Annotated in this window: 22 protein-coding genes; all 22 read right to left on the bottom strand. The window is 58.8% G+C overall.

Features of this window, described 5'->3' with window-relative positions; translation table 11 throughout:
* Position 1 precedes the first annotated feature (1 nt).
* The 22 genes from GKE73_RS19600 to GKE73_RS19495 all read right to left on the bottom strand — a co-directional run bounded on the left by GKE73_RS19600 (position 2) and on the right by GKE73_RS19495 (position 14879).
* Positions 2-346, bottom strand: coding sequence for a phage tail protein (locus GKE73_RS19600; RefSeq protein ID WP_230371223.1), 345 nt, complete (start codon positions 344-346; stop codon positions 2-4).
* Entirely contained in the window at positions 346-1392 is a 1047-nt protein-coding gene (locus tag GKE73_RS19595; protein WP_230371222.1) for a phage tail tape measure C-terminal domain-containing protein, read from the bottom strand. Before GKE73_RS19595 ends, GKE73_RS19600 begins: the two co-directional genes overlap by 1 nt.
* Entirely contained in the window at positions 1392-2723 is a 1332-nt protein-coding gene (locus tag GKE73_RS19590; protein WP_230371221.1) for a phage tail length tape measure family protein, read from the bottom strand. Before GKE73_RS19590 ends, GKE73_RS19595 begins: the two co-directional genes overlap by 1 nt.
* A gap of 14 nt (positions 2724-2737) precedes the next feature.
* Positions 2738-3196 carry a hypothetical protein gene (locus GKE73_RS19585; protein ID WP_230371220.1) on the bottom strand — a complete coding sequence of 153 codons (459 nt, stop codon included), beginning with the start codon at positions 3194-3196 and terminating at the stop codon, positions 2738-2740.
* An 80-nt stretch (positions 3197-3276) separates the two neighbouring features.
* Positions 3277-3618 carry a superinfection immunity protein gene (locus GKE73_RS19580; protein ID WP_230371219.1) on the bottom strand — a complete coding sequence of 114 codons (342 nt, stop codon included), beginning with the start codon at positions 3616-3618 and terminating at the stop codon, positions 3277-3279.
* A gap of 58 nt (positions 3619-3676) precedes the next feature.
* Positions 3677-4060, bottom strand: a complete 384-nt coding sequence (locus GKE73_RS19575) for a hypothetical protein (RefSeq protein ID WP_230371218.1) — start codon at positions 4058-4060, stop codon at positions 3677-3679.
* Between the two features lie 25 nt (positions 4061-4085).
* Positions 4086-4346, bottom strand: a complete 261-nt coding sequence (locus GKE73_RS19570) for a phage tail assembly chaperone (protein WP_230371217.1) — start codon at positions 4344-4346, stop codon at positions 4086-4088.
* A 77-nt stretch (positions 4347-4423) separates the two neighbouring features.
* Positions 4424-4843, bottom strand: a complete 420-nt coding sequence (locus tag GKE73_RS19565) for a phage-derived protein YdaY family protein (protein WP_230371216.1) — start codon at positions 4841-4843, stop codon at positions 4424-4426.
* A 66-nt stretch (positions 4844-4909) separates the two neighbouring features.
* Positions 4910-6010, bottom strand: coding sequence for a phage tail tube protein (locus GKE73_RS19560; RefSeq protein ID WP_230371215.1), 1101 nt, complete (start codon positions 6008-6010; stop codon positions 4910-4912).
* A gap of 167 nt (positions 6011-6177) precedes the next feature.
* Positions 6178-6507: a phage tail terminator-like protein gene (locus tag GKE73_RS19555; protein ID WP_230371214.1), complete on the bottom strand. Its 330-nt coding sequence runs from the start codon at positions 6505-6507 to the stop codon at positions 6178-6180.
* A 64-nt stretch (positions 6508-6571) separates the two neighbouring features.
* Complete coding sequence (locus GKE73_RS19550; RefSeq protein WP_230371213.1) at positions 6572-7066, bottom strand: hypothetical protein; 495 nt, start codon at positions 7064-7066, stop codon at positions 6572-6574.
* Positions 7066-7413 carry a hypothetical protein gene (locus GKE73_RS19545; RefSeq protein ID WP_230371212.1) on the bottom strand — a complete coding sequence of 116 codons (348 nt, stop codon included), beginning with the start codon at positions 7411-7413 and terminating at the stop codon, positions 7066-7068. The genes GKE73_RS19550 and GKE73_RS19545 overlap by 1 nt, the downstream gene beginning before the upstream one ends.
* Positions 7410-8309, bottom strand: coding sequence for a hypothetical protein (locus GKE73_RS19540; RefSeq protein ID WP_230371211.1), 900 nt, complete (start codon positions 8307-8309; stop codon positions 7410-7412). Before GKE73_RS19540 ends, GKE73_RS19545 begins: the two co-directional genes overlap by 4 nt.
* A 1-nt stretch (position 8310) precedes the next feature.
* Entirely contained in the window at positions 8311-8526 is a 216-nt protein-coding gene (locus tag GKE73_RS19535; protein WP_230371210.1) for a hypothetical protein, read from the bottom strand.
* A gap of 102 nt (positions 8527-8628) precedes the next feature.
* A complete protein-coding gene (locus GKE73_RS19530; protein WP_230371209.1) occupies positions 8629-8814 on the bottom strand; it encodes a hypothetical protein in 186 nt (61 codons plus the stop codon).
* Positions 8811-9470, bottom strand: a complete 660-nt coding sequence (locus tag GKE73_RS19525) for a hypothetical protein (protein WP_230371208.1) — start codon at positions 9468-9470, stop codon at positions 8811-8813. Before GKE73_RS19525 ends, GKE73_RS19530 begins: the two co-directional genes overlap by 4 nt.
* A gap of 146 nt (positions 9471-9616) precedes the next feature.
* Entirely contained in the window at positions 9617-10825 is a 1209-nt protein-coding gene (locus GKE73_RS19520; protein ID WP_230371207.1) for a hypothetical protein, read from the bottom strand.
* Complete coding sequence (locus GKE73_RS19515; protein WP_230371206.1) at positions 10813-11592, bottom strand: hypothetical protein; 780 nt, start codon at positions 11590-11592, stop codon at positions 10813-10815. The genes GKE73_RS19520 and GKE73_RS19515 overlap by 13 nt, the downstream gene beginning before the upstream one ends.
* A 216-nt stretch (positions 11593-11808) precedes the next feature.
* On the bottom strand, positions 11809-13311 hold the full coding sequence (locus GKE73_RS19510; RefSeq protein WP_230371205.1) for a phage portal protein: 1503 nt from the start codon (positions 13309-13311) through the stop codon (positions 11809-11811).
* Complete coding sequence (locus GKE73_RS19505; RefSeq protein WP_230371204.1) at positions 13308-13871, bottom strand: hypothetical protein; 564 nt, start codon at positions 13869-13871, stop codon at positions 13308-13310. Before GKE73_RS19505 ends, GKE73_RS19510 begins: the two co-directional genes overlap by 4 nt.
* The gene (locus tag GKE73_RS19500) at positions 13823-14335 is read right to left on the bottom strand and encodes a hypothetical protein (protein WP_230371203.1); all 513 of its coding nucleotides are present in this window, start codon (positions 14333-14335) and stop codon (positions 13823-13825) included. Before GKE73_RS19500 ends, GKE73_RS19505 begins: the two co-directional genes overlap by 49 nt.
* Entirely contained in the window at positions 14319-14879 is a 561-nt protein-coding gene (locus tag GKE73_RS19495) for an HGGxSTG domain-containing protein (protein ID WP_230371202.1), read from the bottom strand. The genes GKE73_RS19500 and GKE73_RS19495 overlap by 17 nt, the downstream gene beginning before the upstream one ends.
* Between the last annotated feature and the right edge of the window lie 60 nt (positions 14880-14939).

Here is a 14939-nt window from a genome sequence, read left to right as displayed (position 1 = left end):
ATTAGCCTGGGTCAAATTTTTGGTCGAAGGTGGCCGTGACGGTGGTGCCGTTGAACGTCGCCTCAGACTTATCCCACTTTTCGCATACGACCTTGATGGCGGCGTTTACGCGAGGTGGCGTCCACCAGAACCATGTCACGCCGTTCTGTGCGGACAGAAAGGCGTCGATGGCGTCGGCGTCAGCGTTGGTGCGGTTATTGAATGTCAGCGCCCACGATTGCGGATTATTGTTGATGCCATCTGGAACCCGCTGATCGTACCCATCGCCAAACTGTGCTTTGAGTACCCGCGGCGCTCGACTCAGTTTTGCGCTGTAGTCAGGCGTCCAAGTGAATGTCGAAGCCATCAGAGTTTATTCCCGTAAACGGTGGCAATTTCACCACCAGGCAGCATGGCCTTGACGATGGACTGCCTAGCAATACCGGTCATTGCATCGGCCATTTGCTGGGTAACCTGCTGATACTGCCCGGCATCGCCCGTCTGTTTCACCGTGCCGTCCTGCTGGATATAGAAGGTCTGCTGGATCACGACATCGCCACCACCTCCTTGCCCGCTGGCCTTCACACCCAACTTCCCATCGGCTCCACGAGTCAGCGGCATAACGGCCTCGGGACCGGCCTCGCCAAGCACGCCAAGGCCGTTAACGGCGTGAGCAAAGGCGGTAGGGCGGTCAAATACCCCGCCGTTTGCGTAAAGCTGCACGCCATGTGACCACGCGCCGCCATTGGCCTGCGTTGCCGTCCAGCTGGCAACGCCAGATTCGATGGGTGCCGCCGTTTGCGTCTGGCCGCCGATCAGATTGGACGCCCACTGCATAACCCAGCCAAGGCTGATGCTTCCAACCAGGCCAGCCGCCTGCTTGGCAATCAGTATCTTCTCGATCTCGACCAGTACTGCCTTGGCAAAATCCTGCCAACCCATCTTCCCGGTATTGAAGAAGTTGAGTAGGGTCGATTCCATGCTGGTTGTCATCGCGTTGAAGATGTTTGCGGCCGCCGTGGCATTGTTGGAAGCCTTGTCCTTATACGCTGCCATCGCATTGTCCCAACCCGTGGAAAACTCATTCATGGTTGCTTCATGCGAGGCAAGGGCTTTCAGACGCTGCTCTTGCAGGGCAACGGTAACAGCTCTGATTTCCGCTACGGTTTTGGGGTTTCGTGCGATAAATTGCTCGTCGGAAAGGCCAGATTTTTTTGCCGCCTCATTCAGCAGTTGGCGTTCTTTCGCCTCCATATCCAGCATGACAGCGGCTTCCTTGCGCTGTAGGGATGTGGCGCCAATCAGGTCTACTTCGCTCTGCAGGCCGTCGATGTACTTTACCGTCTCGGCGTTGAGTTTGTTGTAGCCGGAGGTAAGAACGGCGTTCACTTCCTTCTGCTGCGTCAACAGCATCAGTTTTTTCTGTAGCGGGACGACCTCTTTTTCCGGTAGGCGATTTCCTCCTGAATGGAGGAATTGCTGCGCTGTCCGTTGCGCATCTTTGGATCACTAATGGCAAGTTGTGCTCGCAGATCATTGATCTGCTTCTCGCCCTTTGTCAGCTTGGTGAAATCAATCCCGGCGATGATGTTGTTGATTTCCTGCTGGGCGCTGGCCGCCTCTGAAACCAGTCCGGCCATGTAGTTGTCGGCAGTACGTTGCCCGATGTCAACCTTTTGTCTCGGACCCTTTTTGTCCTTGTGCTTTGCGTCATAGTTGGCAATCAGCTTGTCGTCATACGCCTTAAGCTGGGCCAGTGTCATGTTCATGACAGCGGCAGTATCTGCCGTTTCACGCGCCCTGATGTTCTTGGCGTAGTCATCGCGCAGTTTTTCGGCAGTTCTGTACTTCTCAGACTCGCCGTGAAGGAATAGCGCGTTGTTCTTTGCTTGTTGTTCGGCCTGTTGCCGCTCGCCTTCCCGCTGCGCAGCTGAAGCGGATTGACGTTGATCTGCTTCGTAGATTGCCTCTGCACGCGCGCGCGCATCGCTGTACGTCAAGGTTGAGGATGGTCCCATCGATTCCTGAATCTTATCGATGGCAGCATCACGTAAGCGCTTGTTCTCTACGGCGTCAATTGCAGAACCAAACTCGCGCCACAGTTGTGTTATGTGCGAAACGGCCTCTGATGCAGGCCCCTGCAATTGCGCGGACAGCTTATCCAACGTGAACCGGACGGCATCCTGCTGATCGCCGACTTTGACCAGTTGCTCGACGTACAGCCTGTCGGTGTAGGTCATGATATGGAACTGATCGTCCAGAACATTAGCGGCCTTCACCGGGTCTTCAAACATCCGGGTCAGCTGACTGGATGCTTTGTCCGTTTCCTCGCCGGTTACGGACGCGTACTGCGAAATGGCCAGCGTCATCTTTCCGATGATGTCGGCGCTGTACTTGCCAGACATCACCAGCCCGGTTTCGATTTCCTTGGCAGCTGATGTCGATGCAAGGCCCATCCCAGAAATCGACTCTGACACGGCGGTAAACTGCTTTTCGCTCATGCCTGCAAAGTTGCCCGTGGCTGACATGGCGATATTTAGCTTCTTGATCTCCTCTTCGGTCTTAATAATCTCGTAAGTGATCCCGGCAAAGGCAGCAACGCCAGCCGCAGAAACCAATCCAATGGGAGATAGCAGGGCGCCAATGATGGAGTGCAGACTTCCCATGCGCTCTGTCAGAACCATTAATGACCACGGAATCCGTGAGAAGTTACCGGTCAGAGCCTCATGCGCGAGAACGATCATTTCCCGGCTTGCGCCTAAGCGGTATTTAACCCAAGCTTTGCCATGAAGCCAGCGGCCTCATCAGCGCCCGGTTTGGATCCACGGAATGCTGCATCCTGTGCCTTAGCTGCTGCCTTTGCCGCTTCCTCATTTCGGTGCCAAGCGTCGATCTGAGCGCCGATAGCGGCGGCCTGCTTCTGCACTTCAGAATTGAATCCCATGTAAGCAGCTTGCAATGCTGCCGTTTCCATCCTGTTCTTGCCCAGCATGTCGTACTGCTTTTGCAGGCTTTGCAGGTATTGCTGGGCGGCATGACTGGCTTTCTGTGAGCTGGAGGTGAATCCATCCATGCCGCTGGTGGCATCTGACGCCATTCCCTTGGCGGCTTTACCGGCACGCCCGGCAGATTCAGTCACCGAATCAAGAATCTTGGCTGCACGCTCCAAGTCTGCCGTTTCGACGCCAAATCCTAGGGTTGCAAGGTCAATCGCCATGTTTGCTCCAGGGCAATAAAAAAGCCCCGCATTAGTTGCGAGGCTTGAAAATGAAAACCCGCCGGAACGGGTTATGGTGTCTATGCGTCAGAAACTTCCGGTTTACTGCTGATGTCGCTTCCGCAGTGCTTGCACTTTATGGCGACGGACAGCACTGTCTCACCGCAATATGGGCATGACTTGTACTTCTTGCCGAATACCACGTCTCCGTTTTTCAGGTCTATCGGCTCTTTTTCTTTGTTTGCCCAAGCAAGGCAGATAACCCAAGGTATAAGCATCCATCCTAGTAAAAAGTTCACAAGGAAAATAGCGCCAGCGTCTGGATGAAAGTTCTTTCTTGCGATAGTTGATGGCAGGAAATAAAGATAAATAGCCACGCCGAAAAAAGCGATGGCAACGCAAATATCAATAAATGTGTCCATGGCTACACCAAACATTAGATGCCATCATCCTATCACCATGCCATCAACGAGCGAAATTTTAAGATTTATTCCGCTCCATCTCAGCGATGATCTGCTCCATTCGTTCCACTCCGTTTATCTTGGCGTCAGGGAACTGCTCGATCAGCGATCGCAGAATACGGCGGGCCACATCAGGCTTTCTGTCCTTGATAGCCAGCCGAATGCAGCGCAGGTGATCTTCTGCAGCAATCCTCATTAGCTGAACCTGCGTTTCCCCCTTGAGCGTGGATAGATACTCAAGGTCAACCGATATTGGCTTGTACGGGTCATCAGGTGGAGTAGGCTCAGGCGGTTGGTAATCTTCCTCCGGCTGCCCTGTCATCACGATCATGACGCGCACGGATGGCTGCGCCAGTTTGGCGATGACGATAACAACAAGCAGGATGATGAGGGCGACTTCCATCACAACAGCATAGCGTACAACCGTCCTATTTTTCACGCTCAGCTCGAACAGAGAAGAACTCCCCGTCCAGCGCCATGATCAGCCTGACTTCTTCCGACGTCGGCGTTTCACCGGTCAATGCCTGCCACGCTGCCATGTCCTGATAGGTGATCGGCAATGGCCCATAGCCGTTGTTGCCTCGGCACTGTGACAGCTCACCAAACCATCGCCACACCGGCTCAAGCAGGGCAGGGAATGAACACGGTGGATCAAGATCAGGCGGGCGGATACCGGTAGCCTTCTCCACGCTTTCCAGATGCGACTTGAGGGCAATTCCGTCCTTACCGGGCAGATTCAGCTCGAAGTAGTGCCGTGCCCACTCAATCAGGCGTCCGGCTTGCTCCCGAAAAAAAGCTCGTCATCCTTGTGTGCCTTGTCGATCTGGCGCGCCATCCACGGATAGGTGCGCATCAGTTCCAGCGCGTTGTCCTGGCTGTACGGGTACGGCTGGCCATCTTTCTCGATGCCATCCCATCCGGTAATGATGGCGGCCAGCTGACTGGCATCCAGCTCGTCCTCCTCATCATCGGACAGCGCTGGAACTTCCTTTCCCTGTTTCCAGTGCTCCTGCGCACGCTGGAACATGTCCTGCCGTACCTTGCGTCCAAATCGGCGTGCTTGTGTCGACTCGCGGCCAACAATGTTGATCACGATGTCAGTCTTTTCACCGGTGATAGGGTGGTAAATTTCTACCGGCTTCGGCTGATCGGCTTTGTCGGTCAGATTGAGTGCGGAAATGTCCATGTAGCCTCCAAGGCAAAGAAAAAGCCCGGCCCCTTGGAGAGAGGCGCGGGCGCAAGTCGTTGACGGTTACGGCGTATTGCTGCGCTGCAGGATGCAGTTGGTTCCTGATGCCGAATCCAGCAGCGCCTGTCCCTTGATGGTCAGCAGCACGTAGCCGTTCATCTGGATGCCTTCGTCAACGCTGGTGATCTTCACGTTACCCATGCGCAGCTTGATGAAGTCGGTGCCGTTCGGGTCGAAGAACGGAACATCGATGGCAATTGACTGCTCGTTGCGGAAGGCGTTGGCCAGCGAGTTGTCACTGAAGTAGGCGGTCAACGAAACCTGCGTGTCGTTGGTGCCTTCGATCAGCCCCGGGGCGACGGGTGACCCGACTACGCCGTCAGCAGTTTTGCGGCCGTTGTCGAGCGAGACTTGCAGCGTGGTGATGTTGCCAGACGCCACGCCGCCGACGTACAGCTTGCCGCTGAACGCATCCATCGGGTCGTTCGTCGGTGCGGATGTGTAGGTGGCACCAGCCTGAGGAGCGCTGCCAATCGTCGAGGTAAGGCCAACGAAATCAATCGTCGCCTTGACCATGTCGCCCGGCTTGGCATCGATCTGCAGCTTGTTCACGGCCATGCCGCTGAACAGCTCATAGACGCTGTTATCCGGCAGGTAGTGCTCAATGCCGAAGGTGGTCAGCGCGGCATTGCCAACTGAGACGCGCTTGCCAGCCAGTGCCACGGTGCGGTAAGCTGCCGCCGCATCATCCAGCAGCGTGGTGGCATCGGTCGGCTTGAGCACGTCCACCGTCATGGTGGTGGCCGTCAGTGCAGTGACCATCGCCACCATGCTGTTGTTATCCGTCACGGTGAAGCCTGAAAGCTTGACCATGTCGCCGACAAGGAAGCCATCGGTCAGCCATGACCCCGTCGAGCGGGTGATGGTCTGCGAGGCAGCGACGGCCGCGAACGAGCCGGTGGAAGTCGGGGACTGCCGGGCGCTGGAGAACGCTGCCTGAATCTCGGCATCAAGGTTGCCCAAGATCAGCGGCGCGGCGTACTGGTAGCTGGCGGAATGCGTTCCGAGACGCATCGACAGGATCTGGCGCGTCTGAGTAATTTCGCTCGATTTCATGTTCGATCGGGCAAAGTTCGGTTTCAGCGACTCGATGCGTCGGGTCATGAAAACCGGGTTAGCTTAAGCAGCGTTCCGGGCGTGGTTTCGGCGCAGATGGCCAGCCGGGTTTTACTGTAAGCGGGAATGACAATGGCGGGCATGTCTCATCCTTCAAACAAATGAAAAAGCCCACCAAATGGCGGGCAGTGATCGTTACATCCCGCTCGCGCGGGCTAGTTTGTCGTGTAGGCGTAGTAGGTGATGCTGACGGGGCGGTTTACCCATGCGTCACCCATGATGATCGGCGCGCGCTTCACCGACTCAACGCGCACATAACCGTCTCCAGCCGGAATCACCGTTCCGCGTTTGAAGTGCTGCATTACGGCTTGCGATACTGCATCGGTCGCTTGCGTACCGACACCTGACGGCCCGGCGACCGTCACCTGTAGGATTCCGCGCAGCAGGTTAGGCGCGTTTTCACCAATGCCTGCGGCTGACTCGCTCACCGGAAGATCAGCGAAGGCCAGATAGAGCTGGCATGCGTGAACGGCACACCAGGCCATGCGATCGGTGGGGCCTTAAGCGCGGCCAGTCGGGTGCGCAGCGCGGAAAGGACGTCGTTTTCGGTCATTTCTTACCACCAGTAAACGTAGCGGTTAGGCCGGAGGCATTAAGCCCTTGTGCGTTCTTCTTCACGATCTCATCCCACTTGGCAACCGATACTCGGAACACGTTAGCCGGGGCCTGCGTCGAGAATCCGCCGGTGGTCTTTCCGGTTCCGCCTTTCGGCGGGTTAGGGTAGAGGCCATATTCCAAGACTGGCCCATAGGGCGCCCCATTAGTCAGGTAGAACACATCACCCAGCGCAACAGCCATGATGGTCTGCTGTATGGCAGAGCGGGTTCTATCGCCGTCAGGATCGGTTTTCCCTTGGCTGAATGATGAATCAGGGCTGCCTATACTCGCGTTCATGTTCCCTAGAAACGCACCGGTATCGACAGGCGTTCGCGCCATGAACAGTACTTCGTCTGTCAGGTCTGAGATGCTGGACTGCGCAACGGCAAGCAGCCGAGCTTTGTACGCATCCATCACATCTTTGACCTGCTGCCCGAAGTCTCCCATTAGCGCCTCACAATCAGCAGATACGAAACAGCGGAATCACCTTCCCACGTCGGCAGCACATCAGACACGTTCCACGGCTGGCCGCCGATTGTCACGCTGTCGTTCGGGACCGGCTCGAAGCTCAGATCTGGTGCGTAGAAACGTACCTTCTTATCCCCGAGCTGGATCGTCGTGCCGTTTACCTCGCGCGTGTTGACGGCGGACACGATGCCCTTGGCGGTGGAGGACTGCGTTGTCTGCGTCACACCACCGGTAGCCGGGTCGAACGCGCTGGCGGTCGTGTGGGTGACGGTTAGCTTGGTTCCGCGCTTCCGCACCATGTTTTGCAGGGTCTTTGCGATGCTCATGCCAGCGGCCTCACGCGGTAGGGCTGCAGTAGCTCTTCGGTTGCCGCGTCGATCATTCCGCCGTTGGCCAGCTTGCCTCCATTGGCGCGGGTATAGCTGATTCCGTCCACGCGCTCGGCCTGCATCGGAACGCCATAGCCGTACTGGCTGATGTTGTTGGCGATGCGGCACACGGCGCTCTTGATCGCGTCTGGCGCGGTAGACCATCCGGCCAGATAGTGCAGGCGCACTTCGGCGTAATAGGCCATCAGCAGACCAGCTGGCACCCATACCTGACCGGTGCGCGGGTCAATTGCGGCATTGATTGGGTCGAACACCTCCCAGCGCGGCGGGCCGCCGAACGTCACCGACAGCGCGAACAGCGTGTTCGGGTCTGTCTGCGGGATATCCCCACGGTGTCGGTATCCGTAGCGCCCAACACCGGATAGCGGAACGGCCACAGGAATGCGCGACAGCCTAATGATGGCTCGGTCGTTTGGCGTGGTCTTTTGCTCTGACAGCGCCAGCCCGGACAGCAGCGGCTGAGTACCGTCGTGGGCATAACGCACGCGTCGGAATGTCACATTCGCTCCGGACAGGCTGACGATCACCAGCGCCTCGGCAGTAGTCGTACCGCGATCTGCGATCAGCACATCGCCCACCTGCAGCAGTTGCACCGGCCCGGCCAGCGTGGCGGCAACGTTCAGACCCGGAGACAGCGCGCCCACCGTGAACGATCCTGACGGTGACAGCCCGGCCATGCAGACAGGGTTGCCGGTTCCATCCACCTCGTAGATCAGCCCTTCCGGTCGCTTCAGGTAGGCATCTACCATCCGGCCAGCCTGATCAAGTTGAGACTGCGTCACATCGGGCTCGGCGCCGAAGTCCTGCGCCTCGGTTGTGGTCACATAGCTCATGTCAGGCCGCCATCAGTATCACGGACTCTTGTGCAAGCCCTTGGTCAATTAGGTAGCGCCCAAGATTGTCAGCCACCTCGGCCTTGCCGTAGCGAAACTCCACGACGAACGTTTTGGGCGTGCCGTCAGGCTCCAGAAAATCGCTGTTCGGGTACAGGGTTCCAGGGCTGGCAAATGGTGCGCGTCGTGCGGTCGCGGGTGACAGGGTGATAGACAATCATGGTCGCCTCATAAACGGGAAACCCCGGCGCATGGCCGGGGTGTGGGCGAAAAAATACCGGCTCGTGGCCGGATCAGTTTTCGCGGTTACTGCTGGGTATTACTTGTTCACGCATACCACGGCGTGAGCGTAGGCGGCAGCCTTGGCGACGATGTTATCGAACAGCACGCCGACGTACTGGCCGGACAGCGCCGATTGCAGACCGAGCTGGAACACGCGCGGGTTCGGGTTCTGCGTTTCACCAGAAATATAGGCACGCTCCAGCATGTCCTCGGTCACGATCACAGCGTAGTAGTTCTTGGTGCCACCGGTCGGCGCAGTGAAGCCATAGGCGGCGGAGCTGTCAGTCGGGATGAACGGGTCCGGAATGAGCGGCAGGGCGCCTGCGTGGCGATGGCCTTGACGGTAACGCCCGGCGTCACTTCGATGGTGTTGAATTCCAGCTTGACCGACTTGGCTTCTTTTTCGATCAGGTCGATCAGCAGCGGATTCAGGTAAATCGCGCTCGGTCGGACGTTGTGGGTGGTGTCTGCCAGCATGGTTGCCACGGCAGTCTTGATGCCATCCACGATGGATGCGCCAGACGCAACGGAAAATTGCTGCGTGATCTGCGCCAGAAGGCCCATGTATTGGGTCGTGGTCGGGGCAGTCAGCGAAGTGTCGTTACCGTTCCACAGCGCGGCGGCAGAGGTGCGAATGATGCCGCTTGCCACGTCTTCGATGTCCTTGGCGACAACGCTGGCGAACTGGCCCTGCTGTTGGGTCACTTCCTTGTCGAACAGGCCGATGTTTGTCTGTGCGACGATGGCCTTGATGAACAGGGCGCGTTCTACGCGGGTCGGGCCGCTCGGAGTCGGCGTGATGCTGCGCGGGTCGGTAAACGAGCCAGCCGCAACAGCGGATTGCTCGAAGTAGCGGTGCGGGTGACCGGTGGTAAGCACAGCCGGGATGCGCTGCAGGGCTACCGACTCGCGGCGTACCAGATCAACGATCTCGTCCGGAACATCGGTACTTCGATGGCGCCGTTACCGAGCTGGTCAGCGGCTGCCTTCAGGCTTTGGAATTGTGCAGTCATTGCGTGTTTCCTTTACAGCAGGTAGGCGGCTTGCAGTTCGAGTTTCTTGGCCATGCGCTGGGCCGGAGTATTCGCGCCGGAGGCCTTCATCACGGCATCCAGTTGCGTGTCGTTGAGTTTGTTGTCACCGGAAGCTTCCAGCGTAATGCCGCCCTTCTTCAGCAGCGCAGCGATGACCGGGGACACGGTCTTGCGATCGGGAGCGGATGCAGCGTTGAATGCAGCCTTCTTGGCGTCAGCGGCGACGGTGGCGGCAGCTTCCAGCTTGGCCGACAGGTCATCGACGGTCTTTTCCAGCTCGGCTACCTTCTTGTAGGCCTTCTGCTCGGCGCTGGCGTAGTAGAAATCGCCACCGGTATAGATGTTCGGCAGGTTGCCAGTGCAGGCGGAGGCCTCCATGCTGTCGGCCATATGGCGGAGCACGGCAACATGGCCACGCTTCGGGTCAGCGCCGATGCCATCGGCTTCGAGCTTGTCAGCGCAGGCGCGCAGTGCGTCGCTGTGCGGTTTGACCTTATGCAGCACGGAACCGGCTTGTACGGTGGCGCTGGCCTTGATGGTTGCAACTTCGGCAGCCAGTCCGGCCACCGATTGGGTGATGGCCTCAAGGGCCGCTTTCAGTTGTTCGTCCATTTGGGTGGAGTCCTTTGATGCTTGAAGAGAGGTGGTTGTGTAGGCGGCCTTGTCCTTGAACAACACCGCTGCACCAGTGAACACACAGTGACTAACCGTCAAAGGATTAGCGTTTTGGTCCTCGACCATGACTTGCGCCTCGTAGGAGAAGCCGAGCCGGTCCTTGTTGGCCTGGATGAACGCCACTTCATCGGGGAAGTCCTGCGCATAAAAAAAGCCGCTGATGGTGAGGTCGTTTCCCTCAATCTCAGCGGCGGTGATGACCCCGATCTTCTTGGTCGGGTCGTGGCCGGAATAATCGGCAGTGAAGTCCACCCCCATGGCGGCAAGGCTGTCGAGCGCCTTCTCCGCTACATCGGTCGGGATCAGCACACGCCTGCCATTTGCTCCGTCCGGCGGGTTGTCGCTCGGTTCGCCTACCTTGGTCAGCACACCGGAGAACGGCAGCCGGTTCGGGTGAGACTCGTCGGGTAGTGCGATGGCCATGGCGGACAGGTCAAACCGCATGGCCTGTATGTTGGTCATGTTCATCAAGTCGTCCAAGTGAGAATTCATCAGTTCGCGCACGGCATCTTTCAGTCCTGGCACTGCATCAGCGCGGATTTGCTCGAAACGGTGCCATGTAGCATCGTGCTGTCCGTCTGACGGAATGAGCTGGCATCGGCAGTTCGCATCCTCGCTCCAGTCACCGAATCCGCCCGGGTGCAGTGCCGTAGCGCCGCTGGGTGATTCGAATTCCTCGCCCGGCGCACGCTGCTGGCCATCCATTTCCCGGTGTGTGTCACGCACGCGGTTATCTCGCTGCGTTGTCCGGTCATCGTGCCAACGCCGATCTGTTCGGCGGTATCCAGCGAAGCGGCGCCGAGTAGCGTGGTCGCCAGCGCATTGGCCCATACATCGGCCAGCGCATCGGACTCGACCACCTTCTTGATAGCGTCCTTTATTCCTTCTTCGTCCAGCCCATCGAGCCTAGCTTTGGCAGCAGCCGCGGCGGCACGCTTCTGTAGCGTGTCGCTGATCTCACGAGCCATCCAGTCGGCGATGCGCTGCGAGTCGCTTTTCAGACTGTCAGTGCTCAGGGTTGGCGCGTGCGGCGATGGCTGTCCGGATGGCGGTCGGTGCGGATTGGGTGACGAGGGGCCTCGAGATGGAGAGCCATTTGGTCCTGACGGCGCATACGGCGACAGGTCTGGCCGCTCATTCCCTTCAGGAGGGAAATACAGCAGCAAGTAATCGCGCTGGAAGCCAAGCAGGGCAAGCAGGATGGCCGCGATCAGCGCCTTGTGGCTGTCTGACTCATCCGGTTTATCCTGCTCGCCGTCTGGCGGTAGATCGTTTTGTTCGATCGGGTCCATGGTCAGCCCAGCAGCGACTTAATCTCGCCAAGCGCCTCATGCTCGACGCCAACCATGGCGGTTTTCAGGCTATGCAGGCGAGCGAGTACGGTAGACAGCGCCGCTTCCTCGGTGTGCTTTCCAGCGACGGCCAGCTCACGTACATCAGCGGTAATTTGCTCGATCAGTCCGGTCTTCGCTTCCTGCGAATCGTCTTTTTGGCTGCGGCCATATTGGTCATCCTTGCGGTGTGGTTTTATCGATGGCTAAGCAAGCCATACTTGGCCTGGCATCGGTGAATAGCATGTTCGCCACGTCACTCTTGTGCGGTGGCATGCCGCGTCGCTCGCGGTATTCGTTAGGAGTGATGGCGTTTCCGGTGTATTCGATTTTGAACACCTCAGCTCCAGCCTTCTCATCATCACGATCCAGCCCAAGCGGCACGATCTCCAGTTGACTGAATCCCATCAGGCCCTGAATCGTTTCGCGGGTCAGGTGCGACGCCAGCAGAGACGCCAACGGGCGGACGGCGCTGTCCATATCGCGCTCTTCCGCCACTTCGGCGGTGGCTCGGTTCTGGTGGTCCTCGGCGCCAAGGTTTGCCGGTGACAGGTCGAACGCGGCGGCGATACTGCGAATAAGCAGGTTCTGCCATTGCAGGAATAGGGCGCTGTCGTTGTTCGGGTGTAGCGGTAGTACCTTGATGTCAGCTTGACCACCAACGGACTCTGCGCCAGCAATTGGCGTCATGCCCTTTCCCTCGATCTCGTTGGTCCAGTAACCACGGAACGTATCGACGGCAGTCTGATCGGCACCAAGCAGTGCGATGATCTGCGATGGCGCGGCATTGCTGGCCACCTGTCCGGCGTACTCCTGCGCGCCCAGTAGGCGCGAGATATCGCGGAAAGCGATCTCGACCGGGCCGTAGCCATATGGCGTTGCCGTCGATGGATTGGCGCGCAGATAGACCAGCTCGTCATTGCGCAGCAGATTCAGTTGGCCATAGCCGATTTCCTGCGCGTAGCGGGCCTCGTTCGGGCCACCAGACCACAGCGGGAAAATCTGGATGGACTGTGCATCTACCGGCCACAGCCATACTGGCCGGTTCGGGTCGCTCGCCGCCTGCTGCTCGTAGCAACCAGCACCGAAGATCATCCAGTCCTCGGCAACCTGCTCCAGTAGCGTGCGCAGCGAGTCGTCGCCGTTCGGCTGCATCAGGCAGGCGGTAGCGATGTCGATCTGTCGCTGTAGCTCGGCGTTAAGCTTCACGCCCTTGACCGGCCTTACTTCCCACTGCAGATGCACCAGCCGTCCCTTGACCGCGTTGATGGCGCGGCGGCAGTACGGGGTGTGACTGAGCGCGCGCAGATTGGTTAGCGTCGGCTTTGGCAGCGGACGGGCCTTGCTGACTTGGCTGAGGCCGATGCGCCGCAGCATCGCGTAGCTGGTGGTATCGCGCATCGGCTGTTTGCGCAATCGTCCAGCCATACGCTTGAGGTTGTCGAATAGTTTTGCCATGTTTACGCCACGGTAAAGCCTGCGCGACGTAGCACAGGGAATTTGAAGGCCACCGGATAGCCGCTTAATGGCATCGCCCGCGTGGTCAAGCCCGGATGTCTTGTCCGGCTCGCCGTTCGGACCGTATGCCTGCTGCTCCAGTGTCTCGGTGTATTTCGGGCAGGCCATCGTGTTGACCTTTAGCCGTCGCCGCCCGGCGCCGTCCTGAATCAGCGCGTTCATCGCGGCCGGCGGTCGCGCACGGCGGGATTAGTGCCGTTCGCCCGCACCGTAAGGCTCACGGCCTTCAGGATGGCGAGGTCGGACAGCGCCGCATTGACCGACTTGTGCCCCTGCCCAGAGGCGTCGGGGTAGACCGTCACCGGGTTATCCGGGAAGCGCTCGACCAGCATCCGCGCCAGTGTCGGTGTATCCCTGACGCCGGTCAGCTCGCCGACAGCGTGGTACTCGTCGCCACGCTGGACGTAGAGGATGGCCGTGCAGTTGTAGACGTTGAAGTCCACCCCCGCGTCGATGGGTTCGAACGGCTGTATCAGCGTGTCACAGCCATTAAGTTGGCGGTCGAAGTCTGGGTAGACCGCGCCGGAGTTCAGGTTGACGAACTGGCCTTCGATGTAGGCCGACAGCAGGTTAGGCGGGTAGGTCTGGCGCAGCCCATCGACGTAATCGGCTGGCAGGTACGGATTCGACAGCGTGGGCGCGCGGTACAGTGCATATTCGGCCTTGGCGTCCCTCACCCACTTGCGGTACGTCGCACGGAAGCCTTCCGGCGTGGTCGCCACGCAGCAGGTATTGGGCAGTCCGTCAGGCTTCTTGCGCAGCGCGCCAAAACCTTGTTCCGGGCGTTGTCGGCCTGCTTCTCGGCCAGTGTGTCGAATTCATCGATTCCGGCATCGCCGATCTCGAAGCCGACGATGCGGTCGGGGTTATCGAGCGTGCGGAAGATCACTCGGCCCGCACCATGAACAGCCAGAGTGTTTTCCGACTTGTTGAGCTTGTGCGGGATACCCCACTGCTCCAGCTTCTCGGCAAAGCGATGCCAGGCAATCAGGCGGATCAGGTCATAGGTCGGGGCGAAGTAGCCAACATCGTTTCCGGGGTAGCGCAGCTTTAGCAACAGCAGGCGTGTGACCAGCGCCTCTGACTTTCCGGCTCCAAACCCGCCGACGAAGGCTGGAAACTTGGCAGGCGAGAACACGAAGTCCTCTTGCGGAACGGTCAGGCGGATGTCAATTTGACGGCGCATCGCCCAACTCCTCGCCAGCTCGGCGTACCGTAAAGTCCACGCCACCCATCAACCCGGACGCAGCTCGCTCCTTCTCGGCAAGATCAAGCTCGCGCATTCGGCGTTCTTGCTCCTGCCCCATCAGATATGCCCGACGTGCCTCCAGCGACTCAATCCGCGCCGTCAGTCTGTCGATCATCCCGGCGTAGTCGCGGACCTTGTACTTCTCTTCCATTCGCGCCGAGACGTTTTCAGCACCATCGCGCTCGATGCGCTCGTCCAGTTCCGCCGTGCCGCCGCGCTCTTGCTCCAGCTTCAGTGCACGCATCAGCCGTATCCGGGTGAGCCGTAGCTCTTCATCGACGCGGCCAAGCTCCAGCTGGCTGGCTATCTCTTGCTCTTCTGGCGTCATGTAGGTGCTGTAGAGGCTGCCCGGCTTGGCGGCGTTCTTATGTCCTACAGGTCCAGTGCTTTTACCGCCATGCAAGGCGCATCGGCGCTTGCCGTGCAGCGCCTCGCGTTGGCACTTCCCGCCTTTGCGGGTTGATGCCCCGCATTTCGGCATGGATGCACCTCTTCATGGGGTTAATTTCGCAAAAATGATAGGGGTGCACGGCTTACCGTG

It is taken from the genome of Paludibacterium denitrificans (assembly GCF_009707705.1).
GTDB lineage: Bacteria > Pseudomonadota > Gammaproteobacteria > Burkholderiales > Chromobacteriaceae > Paludibacterium_A > Paludibacterium_A denitrificans.
This window is presented reverse-complemented; position numbering and strand designations above follow the sequence as displayed.